The 20,264-nt window shown below is 48.7% G+C and carries 15 protein-coding genes; 3 read left to right on the forward strand and 12 right to left on the reverse strand.

Annotated elements, in window-relative coordinates; translation table 11 throughout:
• Positions 1-28: 28 nt before the first annotated feature.
• The gene (locus ABXR35_RS13635) at positions 29-976 is read left to right on the forward strand and encodes an ATP-binding protein (protein WP_367060929.1); all 948 of its coding nucleotides are present in this window, start codon (positions 29-31) and stop codon (positions 974-976) included.
• A gap of 78 nt (positions 977-1,054) precedes the next feature.
• Positions 1,055-1,972, forward strand: a complete 918-nt coding sequence (locus ABXR35_RS13640) for a tetratricopeptide repeat protein (RefSeq protein WP_367060932.1) — start codon at positions 1,055-1,057, stop codon at positions 1,970-1,972.
• A 294-nt stretch (positions 1,973-2,266) separates the two neighbouring features.
• On the opposite strand, the gene ABXR35_RS13645 is transcribed toward ABXR35_RS13640, so the two are convergent.
• The 9 genes from ABXR35_RS13645 to ABXR35_RS13685 form a co-directional block, all read right to left on the reverse strand.
• Positions 2,267-3,589 (reverse strand): replication-associated recombination protein A, encoded by a 1,323-nt coding sequence (locus ABXR35_RS13645; protein ID WP_367060935.1) that lies wholly within the window; start codon positions 3,587-3,589, stop codon positions 2,267-2,269.
• Positions 3,590-3,784: 195 nt separating this feature from the next.
• Entirely contained in the window at positions 3,785-5,947 is a 2,163-nt protein-coding gene (locus ABXR35_RS13650; protein WP_367060938.1) for a HelD family protein, read from the reverse strand.
• Between the two features lie 358 nt (positions 5,948-6,305).
• Positions 6,306-7,061 carry a tRNA threonylcarbamoyladenosine dehydratase gene (locus ABXR35_RS13655; RefSeq protein WP_367060941.1) on the reverse strand — a complete coding sequence of 252 codons (756 nt, stop codon included), beginning with the start codon at positions 7,059-7,061 and terminating at the stop codon, positions 6,306-6,308.
• A 241-nt stretch (positions 7,062-7,302) separates the two neighbouring features.
• Entirely contained in the window at positions 7,303-9,084 is a 1,782-nt protein-coding gene (gene aspS / locus ABXR35_RS13660; RefSeq protein ID WP_367060944.1) for an aspartate--tRNA ligase, read from the reverse strand.
• A 153-nt stretch (positions 9,085-9,237) separates the two neighbouring features.
• Complete coding sequence (hisS, locus tag ABXR35_RS13665; RefSeq protein WP_367060947.1) at positions 9,238-10,482, reverse strand: histidine--tRNA ligase; 1,245 nt, start codon at positions 10,480-10,482, stop codon at positions 9,238-9,240.
• A gap of 976 nt (positions 10,483-11,458) precedes the next feature.
• A complete protein-coding gene (locus ABXR35_RS13670) occupies positions 11,459-11,917 on the reverse strand; it encodes a hypothetical protein (protein ID WP_367060950.1) in 459 nt (152 codons plus the stop codon).
• Between the two features lie 72 nt (positions 11,918-11,989).
• On the reverse strand, positions 11,990-12,496 hold the full coding sequence (locus ABXR35_RS13675) for a type 1 glutamine amidotransferase domain-containing protein (RefSeq protein ID WP_367060953.1): 507 nt from the start codon (positions 12,494-12,496) through the stop codon (positions 11,990-11,992).
• A gap of 425 nt (positions 12,497-12,921) precedes the next feature.
• Positions 12,922-13,383 carry a D-aminoacyl-tRNA deacylase gene (dtd, locus tag ABXR35_RS13680; protein ID WP_367060956.1) on the reverse strand — a complete coding sequence of 154 codons (462 nt, stop codon included), beginning with the start codon at positions 13,381-13,383 and terminating at the stop codon, positions 12,922-12,924.
• Between the two features lie 185 nt (positions 13,384-13,568).
• On the reverse strand, positions 13,569-15,749 hold the full coding sequence (locus ABXR35_RS13685; protein WP_367060959.1) for a RelA/SpoT family protein: 2,181 nt from the start codon (positions 15,747-15,749) through the stop codon (positions 13,569-13,571).
• 420 nt (positions 15,750-16,169) lie between these two features.
• Between ABXR35_RS13685 and uraA the strand changes: the two genes are divergently transcribed.
• On the forward strand, positions 16,170-17,489 hold the full coding sequence (uraA, locus tag ABXR35_RS13690; protein ID WP_367060962.1) for a uracil permease: 1,320 nt from the start codon (positions 16,170-16,172) through the stop codon (positions 17,487-17,489).
• A gap of 246 nt (positions 17,490-17,735) precedes the next feature.
• On the opposite strand, the gene ABXR35_RS13695 is transcribed toward uraA, so the two are convergent.
• From ABXR35_RS13695 to ABXR35_RS13705, 3 genes are all read right to left on the reverse strand, one after another.
• Positions 17,736-18,938 carry a cation:proton antiporter gene (locus tag ABXR35_RS13695; RefSeq protein ID WP_367060965.1) on the reverse strand — a complete coding sequence of 401 codons (1,203 nt, stop codon included), beginning with the start codon at positions 18,936-18,938 and terminating at the stop codon, positions 17,736-17,738.
• Positions 18,938-19,432, reverse strand: coding sequence for a cation:proton antiporter regulatory subunit (locus ABXR35_RS13700; RefSeq protein WP_367060968.1), 495 nt, complete (start codon positions 19,430-19,432; stop codon positions 18,938-18,940). The genes ABXR35_RS13695 and ABXR35_RS13700 overlap by 1 nt, the downstream gene beginning before the upstream one ends.
• Positions 19,433-19,730: 298 nt before the next feature.
• The gene (locus ABXR35_RS13705; protein WP_367060971.1) at positions 19,731-20,249 is read right to left on the reverse strand and encodes an adenine phosphoribosyltransferase; all 519 of its coding nucleotides are present in this window, start codon (positions 20,247-20,249) and stop codon (positions 19,731-19,733) included.
• Between the last annotated feature and the right edge of the window lie 15 nt (positions 20,250-20,264).

The raw sequence follows: 20,264 nt of genomic DNA on the forward strand, positions 1-20,264 counted from the left end.
GCAAATCTACATAGGGAGTGATGTACACATGAGCGATGATCACGAGCAACGCCGCAAAAACCTCAAAGTCATTCAATTCGACAAGGACGCCAACGATCTAGTCGAGCTGGAAAAGCCGGGAATCACTTTTGACGATGTAGGCGGGCTAGAAGAGATCAAAAAGAAAATCCGCATGAACTTCATTTTGCCACTCAAGCAGCCAGAGCTATTCGCCGCCTATGGCAAGCAGGCGGGCGGTTCCATTTTGCTGTATGGTCCGCCGGGCTGCGGGAAGACCTTTTTGGCACGGGCAGTCGCGGGCGAGATCAACGCTAGCTTTTTGCATCTGGAACTACAAGCAATTCTGTCTATGTATGTCGGTGGAAGTGAGCATAATTTGCATGATGTGTTTGAAAAGGCTCGTGCGGAAGCGCCATGTGTACTGTTTATCGACGAGTTAGACGCGCTGGGCGGCAGTCGCCACACGATGCGTCAACATCACGACCGAATGCTAGTGAATCAATTGCTGCTGGAACTGGACGGATTGGCAAGCTTTAATGAAAATGTATTTATTATTGGTGCCACCAATACACCGTGGTATCTAGATTCAGCGTTGCGCCGTCCGGGGCGGTTCAACAATCTGCTATTCGTCTCACCGCCAGAGGAAGCAGAACGTGGCACTATTCTTGATTTGAAGCTGCGTGACAAGCCTGCCGGAACGATCAATCTCAAAAAGCTTGCCGCTAGCACCGCCCTCTTTTCCGGTGCAGATCTGGATCAGCTGGTTCGTGATACGACCGAGATCGCGTTGGAGCGGGCGATGGAAACGGGCGAGATTCAGCCGTTGACCGATCTGGATTTTAACCGTGCGCTCAAGACGCGTCAGCCGTCCACCACCGAATGGTTTGCCACAGCACGCAACTATGCTACATTCAGCGATACGAATGGCGAATATACCGCCGTGCTCGATTATATAAAAAAGCACAAAATCCGTTAAGCCCAGCACTGGATGGTTTGCCTCTCGTAATGAGGGCATATTCATCCGGTATGGAGAATACGAACCGAGGTACAGCCGATGAGCAATTATACCAATGAGCCAGATCTGTCTGGTATCCGGTCGGAGCGAATTGAGCGTCTATTGCAATGGGACCGCTATGATGAAGCATTGCGTGAAGCGGGAGAATGGCTACGCGAGCAGCCAGAAGAACCAGAACCGTACAATGCGCTGGCAACCATTTACATGAATATGGAACAATACGACAAAGCTCTGGAATGCACGGCTCAGGCACTGCGTATCGAGCCTGATCATGAGGACGCATGGGTGCTGCGTGCTTTTGTTTATTATGATACGCAGGAATGGGCATTGATGCAGCAGGCAACCGATGAGGCGCTGCGCATCAATCCGTACCGCGTCCATCTGTATTATTTGCTAAGTAATATGTACAACCGTCAAGGCAAATTCCAGCAAGCGCTGGAGCAGATTAAAGAAGGTCTACGTTTGCAGCCGCAGACTGGACTATATTTGGCGCTCTACAGCTATGTGCTGGCGAATCTGAATCAAATGGATGCTTCACAAGAAGCGGCGATCCATGCACTGCAGTACGATGTAGAGCATGCACAGACGTTTATGTATCTGGGCTGGGCAGCAGAACGGCGTGGTGATGCCAAAACCGCCAAACAGATGATGGAGCAGGCGATCCGGCTAGAGCCGAACAATGAGCAGATTCGTACGGAATACATGGAGGCGCTGCAAAAGAATTACTGGTTTTACCGCATCTTCACGTTGCCTCTATTTTTACGCAAATTAAAGCGCTGGCAGTTGATCCTACTATGGATGAGCGCATGGATTGTATTCCGCCCATTACTCATTGTGCTGATCATTCTGTATCTATTTAGTCATGTACTGAGTAAACTCTTTGTTCATTTGCAAGTATATGGCTGGCATCGCGCGCCGAAAAAGAAGAAACAATCCCGTTCTAAAAAGAAAAAATAGCAGCGCCGTTTCTTCTGCATATAATGACCGTTATAGTTGACTGTTCCCAAGGTCACGCACTACTACAGATGGTTCCACCTCATACCACACACATATATACAAATGTTTATATCCAAATAAGCCCGATCGGAATGACATAGGATATGCGTCCTGTGCTTTCGATCGGGCTTATTGATTGCATACACATTATTGGAGAGGACAGTTTAGTCATATATACGCCACAATAGCCCTGTTTGCCCCCACAATACAGTATCGAACAAAAATCTCCTTGAACTGCTGACTCAACACGCCAAGCTATTTATTATTACCCCGTCGCCGCTCCTGATTGAGCTTAATCTTCGACTCATTCCCCTGCTCGGTCGCTTTGTAAAATACGCGTCCTGACAGATGTTTCGGCAGGTACTCCTGCTTCACATAATGATTCGGGAAATTATGTGGATACTGGTAGCCTTCATGCCCCAGCTTCTCCGCTCCCTTGTAATGCGTATCCCGCAAATGTAGCGGAACCTCTGCCGACTTGATCTCATCAATCGCCGCCATCGCACTGGAAATGGCAGTATACACCGCATTGGACTTCGGACTTTCCACTGCAAACAAAATCGCCTGCGCGATATTCAGCTTCGCTTCTGGCCAACCGTTTGTACGATACGCATCCAGCGCGCCCAGTGCTTGCACCATTGCCTGCGGATTCGCAAGCCCGATATCCTCACTGCTGGCAGCGATGAGACGACGGATAAAGGTCATCGGGTCCATGCCTAGCTTCTCCACCGCATAGAAAAACCAGAACAGCGCTGCATCACTGGAACCGCGAATACTTTTATGAAAAGCGGACAATACATCGTACTGAGTCGACTCATCCGCGCGTACGGTTGGACGACGGATCGATTCCTCCGCCACCTCGACCGTCAGATGCACCGTACCGTCTGACTGCGGCGGTGTCGTCAGTGCTGCCAGCTCTAGCGCATTGAGCGCACGGCGAATATCTCCATTTGCCATCGAAGCGATATGCTCTAGAGCTGGTTCATCCACCTGCAACTCCATAAACCCCAATCCTTTGTCGCTATCTTCTAGCGCACGGTGCATGGCGATTAGCGAATGCTCCTTGTTGAGCGGGTGTAGCTGGAACAGCGTCGAACGACTCATCAAGGCGCCATTCACATAGTGGAACGGATTCTCCGTCGTCGCCCCAATAAAGATAATCGTACCCTTCTCTACTGCTGGCAGTAGCGCATCCTGACGGGAGCTGTTAAACCGATGCACCTCATCCAGAAACAGAATCGTTTTGGTTCCGTATAGCGATTTATTGTTATGCGCGCGCTCAATAACTTCACGCACTTCTTTGACTGTGGCATCAACGGCATTCAGACGAACAAACTCGCCCTGAGTATGCTTGGAAATGATATGCGCAAGCGTCGTCTTGCCACATCCCGGCGGACCATACAGGATGATCGACGATACCTGATCCGCCTCAATCGCACGACGCAGCAGCTTACCCGGCCCGACAATATCCTCCTGCCCGATATACTCATCCAGCGATTGCGGACGCATCCGATCGGCAAGCACACCCATGCTGTCAGACGCATCATTGTGTTGTTCATTAAAGGAGAACAAATCCATATCATCACATCCTTACATAAGATGGGTATCGAATACTTCCAACCTATCTATTTTACCACTATGCACACCTATTGAAAAAGAAAAGAAGCTCTGCTGTCGATTGACAAGCAGAACTTCAAAGATACGAAGATGGGAAACAAACCGAACGGATACACTTATACAGAATGCTGTACCCGATTGGCTACAGCCAAGCTGTTATACTTGTGAATGGCTATGTTCTGTTTCCGGTTGACGCACATACTCCGGTAGATCATCACCATGCAGCAGCCACAGTTCGTGCAAGGCACGCGTACAGCCGACATATAGCAGTCTTGCGTCCCACGGATCATTGCGATAATGCTGCGCATCCACATCCGTCAGCATAACTGCGTCAAACTCCAATCCTTTGGACAGATACACTGGTAAAATAGAATGCCCGCCCTGATACGTCGCTTTCCCGCCGTCGATCAGATTCAGCTCCAATCCGGCGCTGGTCAGCTGTTCATGTAGCTCCTTCGCTTCATGCAGCGTACGGGTCAAAATAGCGCTGGTGCGGAATTGTTTGCCCTGTAATTCCTGCCAGTGAGCGATGATGGTATCCACGCGCTGATCGCCTGAGCATGGTAGCATGCGCACCGGATCACCACTGCGGAATACTGGCACAGCGGTAATCCCATTACGTACACCATGCTCTAGAATGATATTGGCAAACTCAATAATCTCCATCGTCGACCGATAGCTTCGCGTCAGTGGAAAATAGTCCGTCTGCTCCTGCGGGAACAACGTACTCATCTCTTCCCACGCATGTACACCGCGATACGCATGAATGCCCTGCGACAGATCGCCCAGAATCGTAAAGGAACCGCCACGTACATACAGATTCAATAGCGCCACATGAAAAGGCGAGAAATCCTGCGCTTCGTCAATGACCACATGGTCAAAGCGCTGGTTGCCGTCCATCTCGTTCAGCAGCGTATGAATATACACCAGTGCTGGCAAATCCTCATCGCGGAAACGATCTTTTTTCAGCTCGACCGAGACGGCTTTGAGCATACCATCCGGTAATTCATTCCAAAGCGGTTCCAGTTGTTCCGCAGTAAGTGTACTTTTGCTTGCTTTGAATAGCTGCTTGTACAGCGCCAACGGCTCGTATTTGGGCCACTTGTTGGCATACGCTTTTTCGCGCTGAGTCGCTTTCTTTTTACGCTCCTTGCGAATGGTTTCGGAAGGTGCTTTTTTCAAACGCATTTCTACCCAGCGATGCACGCGCGCCAGTACGCGCTCTTTGCGTTTAGCTAGCGGATAGGGGCGATACTCGACATTGTACCACTCCAGAATCTCTTCCCGCTTCAGCACCGCGCCATCCCATGGACTGAAATCCATATCTGGCACTGCTACCTGCTCTAGCAGCTCTACATACCGTTCCAACAGCTGCATAAAGGCAAGCGAGCCTTTGTAGCGAGAAGGCGTACCGTCATGCACATCCGGTCGATCCGACCGTTCAAACCACTGCTCGTACGTGTCGGATGTCGGTACTAGCTTCAGATCGCTTTCCAGCAATTGCTGCGCCCAATCGGCAAATGTGCTCTGCTGAATATCGCCTACACCCAGCTCTGGCAGCACTTCGGAGATATAATCCAGAAACATATTATTCGGTGCAAAAATAATCATTTTCTCTGCGGATACCTGCTCTTGATACTGGTACAGCAGAAACGCAAGTCGATGCAGGGCGACGGTTGTTTTTCCACTACCGGCGACGCCCTGAATGATGAGTGCGGTATTCTTCACCGCGCGGATGATACGATCCTGCTCCGCTTGAATAGTAGACACGATATCTCGCAGCTTGTTGTCCTTGTTCTCACCCAGACGGTACACCAGAAACTCGTCCGTCACCACCGGCTCAGTGCTATGACGATCATACGTATCGGCAAGCCGTTCCAGCTCACGCTGACGGATGACTAGATTTCGTTTCAAATACACAAGCCCTTGCACCAAGCCTTCCGGCGCTTCATACTCCGCTATCTCCTCGCCGCCGGTAAACGAGTAAAACAGACTGGCAACCGGTGCTCGCCAATCCACGACGAGCGGCTGCTCGTCAATTTCCGATTTGCCGACCCCTACTTTGCCGATATACAATGGACGACGTTCGCCATCCTCTCCCTCAGCAAAATCAAGTCGACCAAAATAAGGTTCCCGTGCGCTCTTTGCCAGTGTCTGGCGCTGCTGCTCCCGACCTGCTTCCAATACCTGCTCGGTAAAGTCATGCCCGGTGTAAACCGGAATGCCGGTTAACCGTTGAAGCTGTGTATCCACCTCATCCAGCGTGAGCCTCAGTTTCTCCTGCTCTTCTTGATAGGCACTTTGAAAATCCTTGTCCATTTCAGTTGCCTCCTAAGAAATCTATAATGTCCCCGTCCGGCAAATAACAAGCAAAAAGCACACACAGCGCCGCCCCTATGCCAATCGGCAGGAGCAGAACTAGGTGTACTCTTTTCAAGTTCGCGCTTTGACTATGGTTTTCGCCATATTTTATCCGTGCATATTCGTGGTATGCACTCCGGAACAAAGGATGTTCAGTTTATCACAAAGAGATGGGGAATGCTAGCTGTATTCTTTTTTTACATAAATTGGGCGCTGCTACGTTATCCATAGATGACAACGTAGCAGCGCCAATACATACACATAGCAGTATATCTTACCAAGACGCCGTATAAACACCTACAGCATCATTATCGTTTTACAGTTCAATTCCGTGCTTTTCCAGCAGTTCACGAACGGTCACGCTCACCATGATCAGACCAGCAACTGGCGGGACAAACGCGTTACTTGCTGGTGGTTGTTTCGCTTTGCGAATCTCTGGTGCATTTTCAGGAACGATCTTCTGGGTCACATCCTGACGCGGTTTTTTCGGCTCCTCAGTCGAGAAGACAACCTTCACGCCTTTGCGAATGCCATCTTTACGCAGCTTTGTGCGTACGACGCGAGCGATCGGGTCCATATGGGTTTTGGAAATATCGGCGACTTGGAAGCGAGTCGGATCGATTTTGTTAGCAGCACCCATACTGGAAATGATCGGAATATTGCGCTTCAGACACTCTTTGATCAGATGGACTTTGTAAATGATCGTATCCGACGCGTCGATGACATAATCCAGATCGTATTTGAACAGCTCCTCATACGTCTCTTCCGTGTAAAACATATTCAGTGCAATCGCATCACATTCTGGGTTAATCAGCTTGGCGCGCTCAACCATCAGGTCTGCCTTTTTCTGACCGACGGTGGTGGTCAGTGCATGAATCTGGCGGTTGATGTTTGTGATGTCCACGACATCCTTGTCGATCAGAATGATGCGACCAACGCCAGTACGTGCCAGCGCTTCAACGGCAATGGAACCAACGCCGCCGATACCGAGTACAGCAACGGTGCTATTTTTCATCACTTCAATACCTTCTGGTCCAAACGCAAGCTCGGTACGAGAAAATTGATTTAGCATACATAAGCTCCTTTCGCTTTCGATCTATCTGTTGATCAAGCTCTGCCTGTTCATTGGCATGTTATGTTCTATTAACCGCTATACGAAATCTCATTCAAAGGATACCGCGTACACCGAAGAATGTTAACGCCTCATAGCATGGGTTAACCCCCATATCCGGCATGATACCGGACACAGGGGTTGGGTAGAAATAGAATCCAAACCAATATAAAAGTCAGTCATTCCACTCAGACAGCTGGAATTAGTTTTTGTCGATCACTGGCTTTTTCGGAGCCAGACGGATATGCAGGTCTTCCAGTTGAGCTTGGTCGACTGGTGCTGGTGCATCCATAAGCAGGTCGGTTGCGCTTGCCGTTTTCGGGAAAGCAATCGTTTCGCGCAGGTTGGTGCGACCAGCCAGCAGCATCACGAGACGGTCAAGACCGAAGGCAATACCGCCGTGTGGTGGCGTACCATATTCAAACGCATCCATCAGGAAGCCGAATTGCTCGCGTGCTGCTTCTGGTGTGAAGCCGAGCATTTCGAACATTTTCTCTTGCAGATCGCGTTGGTAAATACGTTGGGAACCGCCGCCCACTTCGTAGCCGTTCAGTACGATATCGTATGCTTGTGCGCGGATTTTGCCTGGATCGGTGTTGAACAGTTCCAAATCTTCTTCGTATGGACGGGTGAACGGATGATGCTCCGCTACATAGCGCTTGGATGTCTCGTCGTAACCGAGCAGTGGGAAGTCCACAACCCATGCGAATTTGTATGCTTTGTCGTCGATCAGACCGAGGTCACGACCGATTTTCAGACGCATTGCGCCCAGTACATCAGCAACGACTTTTTTGGTATCTGCGGAGAACAACAGCAGATCGCCTTCTTCGGCATTGGTCGTTTCACGCAGCTGTTGAATCTCGTCTTCGCCGAGGAATTTCACGATTGGACCGCGGAATTCGCCTTCTTTGACTTGAATCCATGCCAGACCTTTCGCACCGTAACGCTTCGCGTATGGTTCTAGACTGTCGATTTCTTTCCGTGTCCATGTACCGCAGCCTTTCGCGTTGAGTACTTTGACTTCGCCGCCTTTTTCAATCACAGTTGCGAACACCTTCGCACCACTGTTAGCAACGATATGGCTAACGTTTACCAGTTCCAGACCGAAGCGCAGATCCGGTTTGTCAGAGCCGTATTTGTCCATTGCTTCTGCATGAGTGATACGTTGGAATGGAACTGGGATGTCCACGTTGATGGTTTCTTTGAACAGACGCACCATCAGTTGCTCCATCATACCCAGCAGCTCATCACGATCTACAAAGGAAGTCTCGATGTCGACCTGCGTAAATTCAGGCTGACGATCCGCACGCAGATCCTCGTCACGGAAACAACGAGCAATTTGGTAATACCGTTCCAGACCACTCACCATCAGCAGCTGTTTGTAAATTTGTGGCGATTGTGGCAGTGCGAAGAATTCGCCTTCGTGCACACGGCTTGGTACGAGATAGTCACGCGCGCCTTCCGGTGTACTCTTTGTCAGGATTGGCGTTTCTACATCGATAAAGCCTTGCTCATCGAGGAAGTCACGGAATACTTTCGTCGCTTTGGAGCGCAGAATGAGCGTCTGCTGCATTTCAGGACGACGCAGGTCCAGATAGCGATATTTCATACGCAGCGATTCGTCTACCTCTACCCCATCTTCGATAAAGAATGGCGGAGTTTTCGCTGCATTGATCACTTCGATTTCGGTAATACGTACTTCGATATCGCCCGTTGGCAGGTTCGCGTTGATTGTTTCTTCGTCACGGCGAACAACTTCACCTTTAACAGACAATACATATTCACTACGGACACGATCAGCGATTTGCAGTGCATCGCCGGAGTACGACGGGTTGAATACGATCTGTACGATTCCGCTGCGATCGCGCAAATCGATAAATAGTACGCCCCCTAAGTCACGACGAGTTTGCACCCATCCATTCAATGTTACTGTCTCGCCGATGTTGTCGGCGGTCAGCTTTCCGCAGTTATGAGTCCTTAACATATTACATTCTCCTTTTATGATGAAATATACATCCCGCTGGATTTGGCTGCTGTGTAATAAGCAATACCAGCGAGTTGGTGGTCATACATAGAAGCGTAAGAACCGAAACATTCGGTGCTTAACAGCTCATGGTTTTTTACTAACGTATTGTTTTTATTTCAGGTGATTCGCCAGCTCTGCCAGCTTAACGGTTTGCTGGTCGCCTGTTGCCATATGCTTGAGTGCGATTTCGCCGTTTGCCAGCTCATCATCACCTAGAATGGCGGTGTAGCGCGCTTCTAGACGGTCAGCGGATTTCATTTGAGCCTTCATTTTGCGACCCAGATAATCGCGTTCTGCCGCAAAGCCGAGTGTACGTAGCTTGAATAGCTGTTTCACTGTTTCTTTCTCAGCAGCTTCGCCGAGTGCAATTAAATAGACGTCCAGCGGCTTGCTTGCTGGTACTTCTACACCCTGACTTTCCAAAATTAACTGCAAACGCTCCATCCCGATTCCAAAGCCGATACCCGGTTGTTCCGGTCCGCCCACTTCAGAAACGAGTTTGTTATAGCGTCCGCCGCCGCCAATCGTATCGATGGCGCCGATGCCTTGCGCTTTGTATTCAAACGCCGTATGCGTGTAATAATCTAGTCCACGCACCAGTCGTTCGTTGACGGTATAGTCAATCTCCATCGCTGTCAGATAATCCCGTACCTGCTGGAAGTACGCACGACTGTCTTCATCGAGACTATCCAAAATGGATGGTGCGCCGACAAATTTGTCCTGATCCACTTTACAGTCGAGTACACGCATTGGATTGCGTTCCATCCGGTGCTGGCAATCTTTGCACAGTGTATCTTTCATCGGACGCAGGAAGCCGAGCAATGCTTCGTTATAAGCGGCACGCGTCTCCGACGTTCCGACCGAGTTGATTTCCACTGTGACATCCTTCAAGCCCAGCTCTTTGAAAAACTCCAATCCGAGTGCGATCACTTCTACATCAATCGCCGGATCGACCGAACCGAATGCCTCCACGCCGAATTGGTGGAATTGACGATAACGTCCAGCCTGCGGACGCTCATACCGGAACATTGGTCCCATGTAATACAGCTTCGTCACATCCGGCAGTCCGTACAGCTTGTTCTCCGCATACGCGCGAACAACGCCAGCCGTGCCTTCTGGACGCAACGTCATGCTGCGGCCGCCCTTGTCTTCAAAGGTGTACATTTCCTTTTGTACCACATCAGTTGTTTCGCCAACGCCACGCTGGAACAACTCGGTTTGCTCAAACAGCGGTGTACGAATCTCACGGTAATTGAACCGTCTGCACATCTCTCTTGCTTTTTCCTCGACATACTGCCATTTCTCCACAGTGCCTGGTAGAAAATCCTGCGTGCCTGTCGGTTTTTGAAACGCCATAATTGCTCCTCCTTCAATCAGCTGAAGACCAGTGACTGTTCCTGATGACTTTTTATTTTAAAAACACAAAAAGCCCCACGTCACTGTTTTTACTTGCAAAACAGGGACGAGGGACTGGATTTACCATTCACCCGTGGTGCCACCCACATTTCGAATGCTGCCGTGGATACGGTACTCCGATCATCTAGATCGGTACACATTCGCTTCATTAAGCGGTTAACGCCCGCTGACTACGCATGAGGTTACTTGGATTCCAAAAGCGGCATATTATTCAGACCATTTCGTCTGATCCTACGGCGTTCTGCAACCTGTGCAGATCCGTCATTGCCTGCTTTTCTATCTTTCACACCATGTTCTCGGGGAGGTCTTTTCGCACCGTCGTCCAGGGATTCCTTGCAGCCCAAGGGAATGCCTCTCTTTTTCCAAAATGGAACTGTCCGTTGTCGGTGGTACTTTTCCCGTCCATGAATCGTTCATACAGTTTTGCCTAACATATAGTATACCATCTGGCAGCTGTTCAAGCACTACTTTCTTGCTTTATTTTACGAGACAGCTCCATGTTATATTTACCGATTGTAATGAAGTGCTGTGTTAAAGTCAATACTTTTCAGACAAAGAAAAAACCTGCAGCAACGGGCTGCAGGCCAACAAGTATGTTAAAAGGGGGTCATGGGTTCATTATAGAGGGTGTTTGTTAAGAGAAGATGTTTCCTATATTACAGTTTTATTACAATAGGTATAACATGATCGGTCAGATGCCTGAAAAGCCTGTAAAATCAAGGGGTTTTACAGGCAAGCAAGCATAGAGATCGAATGCGAAACGAAGTCAAAAACAGGCAAATAAAAAAGCCCGGATCGCATTCCGGGCTTGGGTTCATATCGCCAAATGACATCAGCACGTTCTATACCGATCGTCATTGAAGCGATCAGATGGCTCATGTTGGGATCACTTGCTGTTTGGTGCTTTATATTCACACTACTCCAGTACTTCTACAAATGCGTTATTCGTACGCAGTTTTTGTACTACGCTCTCCACATCTGCTTCCATCACGGTAGCGGACAGTACATATTTCAGATCGTCATAGTCTTTGTCAGTCGCGCCAAGCGCGCTCCACGCATCGGCATCGTCGCGGTCACGGCGATTCGCTGTATCATCATCCGTGACTTCGTTGCGTTTGCCATCCTCGTCGATAATTGCTGTTGGCGGTACAATCGTACCCGGACCAACACCAGCAGATACGCCAGAAGCGTTACCGCCACCAGCTGTACCACCTGCATTCAACGGGATAAGTGGAACAAGCACACGACTGCCTTGACTGATCTGTTTATCAAGACGTCCCACTTCCAAATTTTTAACGTTGAATGTCTGCAATGACGTTTGTGCGCCTTGTGCCTGATCTTCGGTACGGAAATAAGCTTGAATATGCTGAGTCATTATAATAACCTCCTCGCTAATGTGCAGACAGCCTTGCAGACCATCTGTCAAAATAGACGTTACTTGTGGAAATTACAATACTTTTAACAGCTCGCGTACGAAGGCGGGCTCGTCTTTGGGTGTACGGGATGTGATATAGTTGCCATCCACAATCGCTTCACCATCTTGGAAGTTAGCGCCAGCATTAATCATATCCACTTTGAGTGGTGGGTACGATGTAATCGTGCGACCTTTTAGCAGATCAGCACTTGCCAGAATTTGCGGGCCGTGGCAGATCGCACCGATCGTTTTGTTTGCTTGACTGATTTCAGTTACGAAATTCAGTACATTCGGATCGAGACGCAGGTTTTCTGGAGAAGATCCGCCCGGAATAACGAGCGCGTCGTAATCAGATGCCTGTACCTCGCTAATTGCTTTTTCAATTGTATATTCAGCTTTACCATTTTTACCAGTAACCTTCTCGCCTTTTTCCAGACCGATAATGTCTGCCTGATGACCGGCTTTGGTCAGTTCGTCGTACGGTACCTGCATTTCGCTATCTTCAAATTCATTTGCCAACAGAAAAGCGATTTTACTCATGATGTGTATTCTCCCTTCATTGCTAGTGAATGATGTTGTTATCTATGCAGAAATGGACTTTGCGGTTCGCGGAATTGCGCGGTGATGTTGCCGTCTCGGTGGATGGAACCGCAAAGATGTTTTCGGTTTGTTATTACCCGGTTGTAGGACGAATATAACAGGAGAATGGCAGTTTCAAAGGTAGGAATTTGGGTACGTATTTACGCTTTACCCTACATCCTATGCAAATTTCTTAGGATTATATACTGTCATCTTCAGGTACATACCTTCCAAGCAAAATCGGTATAACTATGCGCTTGCAGCAAGGTAGACATCAATATAACAAAAAGACGACAATCCATCCTCACGGAATGGAGCTGTCGCCCTGCTGCCCTACTTATTGGATATTCTTACTTTCCCATTCAATCTCTAGTTAACCTCTGTTTTTAGATGGACGATTCCGCTTTGGCTGGGCTATCAATAATCAGTGTCACCGGTCCCCAATTGGTCAGTGCTACGTCCATATCAGCACCAAATTTGCCTGTTTCCACCGTCAATCCTTGACGGCGTAACGACTCATTGAACGCTTCATACACAGGCACCGCTTGTTCCGGTCGCGCTGCATCAATAAAGCTAGGACGTCTACCTTTCCGGCTATCGCCATAGAGCGTGAACTGCGATACCGACAGCACTTGCCCTCCTATATCGCTGATGCCTAGATTCATTTTGCCATGTTCATCTTCAAAAATACGAATACCGGCTACCTTGCCTGCCAGATACTCCGCATCTTCGATCGTATCTCCGTGGGTAACCCCAACCAGCACCATTAGCCCTTTGCCAACCTGACCGACAATCTCCTCGTTGACGGTTACGGATGCGTGCTTACAGCGTTGAATAACGACTCTCATATGTATGTCTCCTTTTACGTAAACTATAATTTGCAGAAATGACATTCTAGCATGTACATGAATAATATGAATAAAATTATCATACTCTCTACAAAATGAAAAGCAGCCCACTCCGCTATAAAGCGAAATCGACTGCTCTCATTGGAACATCATCACAAAGATGAAACCACTATATCATTCACAGCTTATTGCATAATCCGGTGCACGGTATATACATCCTGCACGCGTTTAATTTTGTCGACGACGGATTGCAGATGATCGGTATTGCGGATCATGATGGTCATATGAATCATCGCCATTTTATTCTTATCTGAGCGTCCAGAGACGGCAGAGATATTGGTTTTGCTCTCAGCTACCGTTTGCAGCACTTCGTTTAGCAATCCACGGCGATCATGACCAGTGATCTCGATGTCCACGTTGTAGTTCGCTTCCACCGCATCTTCCCACTCCACTTCGATCACACGTGCTGCTTCGCTATTGTCGCTCACATCTGGCACGTTCGTACAGTCGCTACGGTGAACCGATACACCGCGACCACGGGTTACATAACCGACAATATCATCGCCCGGAACCGGATTGCAGCAACGTGCAAAGCGGACGAGCAGATTGTCGACGCCCTTGATGCTGACACCATGCGTTGGACGACGCTTTTGCTCCGGTGCAGCGGTTTTGACTTCTTTTACCTGCGAGGACAGTTCGATCACATTGGATTCTTCCTGCTCCCGGCGCAGTTTCTCGGTCAGACGCGTACAGATTTGTGCCGCAGTAATGCCGCTGAATCCGATTGCTGCCAGCATATCCTCAACATCGTGGAAAGCAAACTTTTTACCGACTTCCAGCAGCTTATCATCGGTCAGCCATACAGAAGGCTCAAGGTTCAAACGCTTCATTTCACGCTCTAGCGCTTCGCGACCCTTCTGTACATTCTCCTCGCGTTTTTCCTTTTTGTACCACTGCTTGATTTTGCTCCGTGCATGGGAAGACTGGGCAATCTTCAGCCAGTCTTGACTTGGTCCATATGAATGCTTGGATGTCAAAATCTCAATAATATCGCCTGTTTTCAAACGATGATCCAGCGGTACGATTCGTCCGTTCACCTTCGCACCAATTGTACGGTTACCGACCTCGGTATGAATTCGATACGCAAAATCAAGCGGCACCGAGCCATTCGGCAATTCGATAACTTCCCCTTTTGGCGTAAATACAAAGACCAGATCGGAGAAAAAGTCCATTTTCAGCGATTCGACAAACTCGGACGCATCCTGAGCTTCGTGCTGAAGCTCCAAAATCTCTTTGAAAAAAGGAACTTTATTCTCCATCACGCCGCCATTGGAGCCGCCTTCTTTATACGCCCAGTGTGCAGCGATACCGAATTCAGCCGTACGGTGCATATCCCAGGTACGAATTTGCACTTCGGTCGGCTCACCGTTTGGTCCTACTACCGTTGTATGCAGCGATTGATACATATTCGGCTTCGGCATAGCGATATAATCTTTGAATCGACCCGGCATTGGTTTCCACAAGGTGTGAATGATACCAAGCGTGGCATAACAATCTTTGATATTGTCAACGATAATACGAATCGCAAGCAGATCGTAAATTTCGTTAAATTGCTTGTTTTTGTTCGTCATCTTTTGATAGACGCTGTAAATATGCTTTGGACGTCCAGACAGATCGGCGTCAATGCCCATCTCCTTGAGCTTCTCATGGATACGGTCAATGACGTTATCGATATACTGCTCGCGTTCCGCACGTTTTTTGTGCATCAGATTAGCGATGCGGTAGTATTGCTGCGGATTCAAATAGCGGAGTGCAATATCCTCCATCTCCCATTTGATCGCAGAGATACCGAGACGATGCGCAACCGGACAGAAGATTTCCAGCGTTTCGTAAGCGATCCGGCGCTGACTTTCTTCGGACTGGTATTTGAGCGTACGCATATTGTGCAGACGGTCAGCTAGTTTGATAACGATAACCCGAATATCCTGCGCCATCGCAATAAACATTTTACGGTAGTTTTCGTTTTGCTGTTCTTCCTTGGAGCGGAATTTGATCCGTTCAAGTTTGGTCAGACCATCAACCAGCATCGCACAGGTATCACCAAAGCGGCTACGGATTTCTTCGAGGGATACTGTTGTATCTTCAACAACATCATGCAGCAGCGCGGCGATGATCGAGATGGTGTCCATCTCCATGCCCACAACAATATCTGCAACTGCCAGTGGATGCAAAATATAAGGTTCTCCAGATTTGCGTACTTGACCGTGGTGAGCCTGCTCAGCAAACTCATACGCTTCATTGACGCGCTCCAGATCCTTTGGTTTTATATAGGCGGACGCCTTTTCGAGTAATCGCTCTATGCCCATGGAATCGTTGTCGTATCCTTTCTATTTGCAAAATAACATGCACGCCCTACTGGTACAGCCGGACGCAGCATGTAACACATTGGATTGTATATGAAAATGTTGACGTTTATATGGAATCTTTTCATGATGCCAAACTCAAAATGGAACCTGTTCAGCGGTAAACACGGCGGCAGGTTCTTAAAAAGAGGTTTCCCCTAATTATGCCTCTTGCACCTAGCGGCGTCAACCGTTATACATGAAGGGTTTGTAAAGATTCTATACAGTTCCACTGTCCGCCTTCCTTTGTTAAACCAGCAATTTACAAAAGAAAGAGCGCGAAAATCTATATTGAAAAAAACGGGCAAACTCTTTAAGCTATTAAGGATGCAAATACGCACGTGCATGAAGTACATACCAAATAACTGTCAAGGAGTGAAATCAGTGCAGCGTGAAATTCAAGTAAATGAAAAACTGTCGTTCGGACCGGGACTGCTGCTCAGCTTACAGCATCTTTTTGCCATGTTCGGAAGTACGGTACTTGTACCGAATCTGTTCAAGGTCGATCCCGGCATGATTTTGCTGATGAACGGTATCGGTACGCTGCTGTACATCTGGATCTGTCGCGGCAAAATCCCCGCCTATCTCGGTTCCAGCTTTGCCTTTATTGCACCGGTTACCCTCGTATTGACCAAATACGGCTATGATGATACCGGCTATTCACTGGCGCTCGGCGCTTTTATCGTGACTGGTGTTATCTTTCTGCTCGTCGCTCTGCTGGTCAAATATGCAGGCACAGGCTGGATTGATATTGTATTCCCACCAGCTGCCATGGGTGCTATCGTCGCCCTGATCGGTTTGGAGCTGATCCCTGTCGCTGCACAAATGGCAGGCTTTATCGCTCCATCTGGCGTAGATGCAGCAACGTGGACACCAGATGGTAAAGTCGTTACGCTGTCGCTGGTCACACTCGGCGTAACACTGATCGGCGCCGTTACGTTCCGCGGCTTCCCCAAAATCATTCATATTCTGATCGGGATTGTTGTCGGTTATGCGCTGGCATTCCCACTTGGTCTGGCAGATACGACCCGTATTACCGAAGCCAGCCTAATCCAGCTGCCACATGTCACAACGCCAACATTCAACTGGTCCGTCATCCTGACGATCATTCCAGTTGCACTGGTCGTTATTGTCGAGCATGTCGGTCACCTGCTCGTCACTGGCAATATCGTTGGCAAGAATTTGTCCAAAGATCCCGGTCTGCATCGCTCACTGATGGGGAACGGAATCTCCACCATCATCTCTGGCTTTGTTGGCTCGACTCCGAATACAACATACGGCGAAAATATTGGCGTCATGGCGCTAACTAGAGTATATTCGGTCTACGTGATCGGCGGCGCGGCGATTATCGCGATTGTGCTGTCGTTCTCCGGTACGTTTACCGGTGCAGTGTCTGCGATTCCGACACCGGTTATGGGCGGTGTATCGCTGCTGCTGTTCGGCGTGATCGCTGCATCCGGCCTGCGCATTCTAGTCGAGCAAAAGGTCGACTACTCCAAGGCGCAAAACATGCTGCTCACTACCGTTGTCCTGATTACCGGTCTGAGTGGTGCGACTGTTACATTCGGCACCGTACAGCTCAAAGGTATGGCACTGGCAACGATCGTAGGCATTGTACTCAGCCTGTTCTTCCGCATTCTGCACGTCACTGGCTTGTCCAACGACAAAAACGACGAAGCGCCGCCTGCGAAGATTCCCGATTAATGTCTAACTTATCATATAAAAGAAAAAGGACTGCCCCGTCATGGAGCAGTCCTTTTTTTCGATTGTGCATTTCTCAGGAGGATATCTCGGTTGTTGCAACCATCCCTAGCAAGTCATTTTCTTATAATACGATCTTGCATGTTGCTCTCGTATTGCCCACCTGCGCTGCCGAACCAGTGCCGGTCGGCCAGACGTGTTATAGGAAAATAATTTGCTTGCTCTGTGATGCCAATGCCTATGAATATATTATTTGCTTGCTTTGTTCAGTCGGAATATGCGCGATACCCCTTTATAAATAAACTTAGACTCTTTGGTCAGCAAGGGACCGAGAATCGCCAGAATCAATACGTAGATCGCTGCAAACGGCTGTAAAATACCAGACAATGCTCCCGCAGCACCCAGATTCGCCACAATGATCGAGAATTCACCACGCGACATAATCGTCAGGCCGACATTGGATGACGCTTGCGGAGACAGATTAGCGGTCTTGCCTGCCATCATGCCTGCGGTATAGTTACCGATCATCGTTACAATGACTGCACCAATCGCCAGCCATACGGCATTGCCACCCAGCGACAATGGATCAATCGTTAATCCGAAGCTGAAGAAGAACAAGGCGCCGAAGAAATCGCGGAACGGTAAAATAATCTTTTCGATTCGGTGCATATGCGACGTTTCCGCCAATACCAGACCAACCAGCAACGCACCGATTGCTTCAGCAACGTGGATTGTCTCAGAGAAACCTGCAATAAGGAATAACGCGGCAAAGATTACGCACATAAAGATTTCGTTGGATTGTATATTTAGCGCTTTGTTTAGCAGAGGAACTGCCTTGCGCCCCACAATCAGAATCAACAGCATATATCCAAGTGCAATCGCCGCTGACAACAGAATCCCACCAAGCGATGTTGCACCGCTGAGTAGCAAACCGGATAGGACAGACAAATACACTGCCAAAAATACATCCTCGAACATAATAATACCTAGTATCATCTCAGTTTCTGGATTGGCTGTACGCTTTAGATCGACCAGCACCTTCGCTACAATCGCACTGGACGAGATTGTCGTAATACCTGCGATAACGAGTACTTCCTTGAGATCAAAGCCTGTCAGGAAGCCGTAGAGCAGCCCTAGCGTAAAGTTAATGCCAATATAGATCGTTCCACCAATGGCAATGGAGCGTCCTGCCTTCACCAGCCGTCCAACCGAGAATTCGAGTCCCAGATAGAACAGCAGGAAAATCACGCCGATCTTGCCCATAAACTCAATTAGTTCTGCGCTTTGGATAAACCGAAAATCGACGATGCCAAATACCGGTGCATGCGGTCCAACTGCCATCCCTGCCAAAATATAAAAGGGAACGACCGAGAATCGTAGCTTGCTTGCCAGCAGCCCTGCCAGCGCAACAAGCAGCACGGCAATCCCAATCTCAAATACAATGTAATCCATTAGCCGCTCCCCCTTTCAAGCAGCTCCTTCAACGCCACGATGCCATTACGCTCACCAGCAATCACGAGTGTTGTACCTTGTTGCAGCACATATTCCGGTCCCGGAATAATCCGCTGCTCCTTTTCGCCGATGCCTGCGATGATCACGGCGCCCGTCTGCTCACGAATCGACAGCTCGCCAATCGTTTTGCCGATGCAATGCGTGCCCGTCTTGAGCTTATACCACTCAATACTTAGTTTTGAAATGGATAGTTCTGCCTTTTCGAGTGCACTCGGCTGATAGCTCATGCCACCGATAATGCTCGCCAGCTGCCGCGCCTCATGATCATTCAGCGTCATCACCAGCTCGTGATCGTCTGGACTGGACACCGGATTGCGGTATACCTCACGCTTGCCGTCCTCATGGACAACGATCGCCACCTGATCACGATCGTCCGTTTCCACTACAAATTTCCTTCCAATACCGGGCAAGTCCGTTTCACGAATATTCGCCATACTTCCCCCTCCTTTTTCTCTAAAATTGAACATACTGACACATGAAAATGCTTGCATATAAACAGCATGCCTCTTTACCTAATACGCAGCACCTATGTGATGGTTTCAAGAAAATGCTCATTTTCGACCAATTTTGTGCAAAAAAGACCAAAAAACCCGATTTCGCCTACAACGTAGACAAAATCGGGTTTTTATCACTCCACTTAAAATGGATATAATTACCATTCGAAACCAAGAAAAGCATTGCTGTATCTAGTCTGCTTTATCCTAATACCGAGATGCAGGTAAATAGGTTAAATCAGAAAGGATATTGCGTCAGTGTGAATACCTCGATATCAGGCAGTTTTTCGCGTCCGTTCAGGTCCTGAAGCTCGATCATGAATGCTGCGCCCACTACGTTGCCGCCCACTTCACGGATCAGGTTAACACATGTTGCGATCGTACCACCAGTTGCCAGCAGATCGTCTGCGATCAGTACGTTTTGACCCGGTTGAATAGCATCCACGTGCATCGCTAGTACATCTTTACCGTATTCCAGTGCGTATTCCGCTTGAATCGTTTTGTACGGCAGTTTGCCCGTTTTACGAATCGGAATAAAACCTACACCAAGAGCATAAGCCAGTGGCGCGCCCACGACAAAGCCGCGCGCTTCTGGTCCAGCGATTACATCAATTTTCAGGTCTTTCAGCATCGCTTTCAGTTCGTCGATCGACTGTTTGTAAGCCTCGCCATTTTGCAGCAGTGTAGTAATATCCTTGAAGCTGATTCCGGGCTGCGGAAAATCGGGAATCACACGAATATGCTCTTTAAAATCCAAAAAAATCTCCTCCTA

The organism is Paenibacillus sp. JQZ6Y-1 (assembly GCF_040719145.1).
GTDB lineage: Bacteria > Bacillota > Bacilli > Paenibacillales > Paenibacillaceae > Saccharibacillus > Saccharibacillus kandeliae.

Excerpts from the sequence above, each read along its gene's own strand:
- ABXR35_RS13635 (WP_367060929.1), top strand. The coding sequence starts at position 29 with ATGAGCGATGATCACGAGCAACGCCGCAAAAACCTCAAAGTCATTCAA.
- ABXR35_RS13640 (WP_367060932.1), top strand. The coding sequence starts at position 1,055 with ATGAGCAATTATACCAATGAGCCAGATCTGTCTGGTATCCGGTCGGAG.
- ABXR35_RS13645 (WP_367060935.1), bottom strand. The coding sequence starts at position 3,589 with ATGGATTTGTTCTCCTTTAATGAACAACACAATGATGCGTCTGACAGC.
- ABXR35_RS13650 (WP_367060938.1), bottom strand. The coding sequence starts at position 5,947 with ATGGACAAGGATTTTCAAAGTGCCTATCAAGAAGAGCAGGAGAAACTG.
- ABXR35_RS13655 (WP_367060941.1), bottom strand. The coding sequence starts at position 7,061 with ATGCTAAATCAATTTTCTCGTACCGAGCTTGCGTTTGGACCAGAAGGT.
- aspS (WP_367060944.1), bottom strand. The coding sequence starts at position 9,084 with ATGTTAAGGACTCATAACTGCGGAAAGCTGACCGCCGACAACATCGGC.
- hisS (WP_367060947.1), bottom strand. The coding sequence starts at position 10,482 with ATGGCGTTTCAAAAACCGACAGGCACGCAGGATTTTCTACCAGGCACT.
- ABXR35_RS13670 (WP_367060950.1), bottom strand. The coding sequence starts at position 11,917 with ATGACTCAGCATATTCAAGCTTATTTCCGTACCGAAGATCAGGCACAA.
- ABXR35_RS13675 (WP_367060953.1), bottom strand. The coding sequence starts at position 12,496 with ATGAGTAAAATCGCTTTTCTGTTGGCAAATGAATTTGAAGATAGCGAA.
- dtd (WP_367060956.1), bottom strand. The coding sequence starts at position 13,383 with ATGAGAGTCGTTATTCAACGCTGTAAGCACGCATCCGTAACCGTCAAC.
- ABXR35_RS13685 (WP_367060959.1), bottom strand. The coding sequence starts at position 15,749 with ATGGGCATAGAGCGATTACTCGAAAAGGCGTCCGCCTATATAAAACCA.
- ABXR35_RS13695 (WP_367060965.1), bottom strand. The coding sequence starts at position 18,938 with ATGGATTACATTGTATTTGAGATTGGGATTGCCGTGCTGCTTGTTGCG.
- ABXR35_RS13700 (WP_367060968.1), bottom strand. The coding sequence starts at position 19,432 with ATGGCGAATATTCGTGAAACGGACTTGCCCGGTATTGGAAGGAAATTT.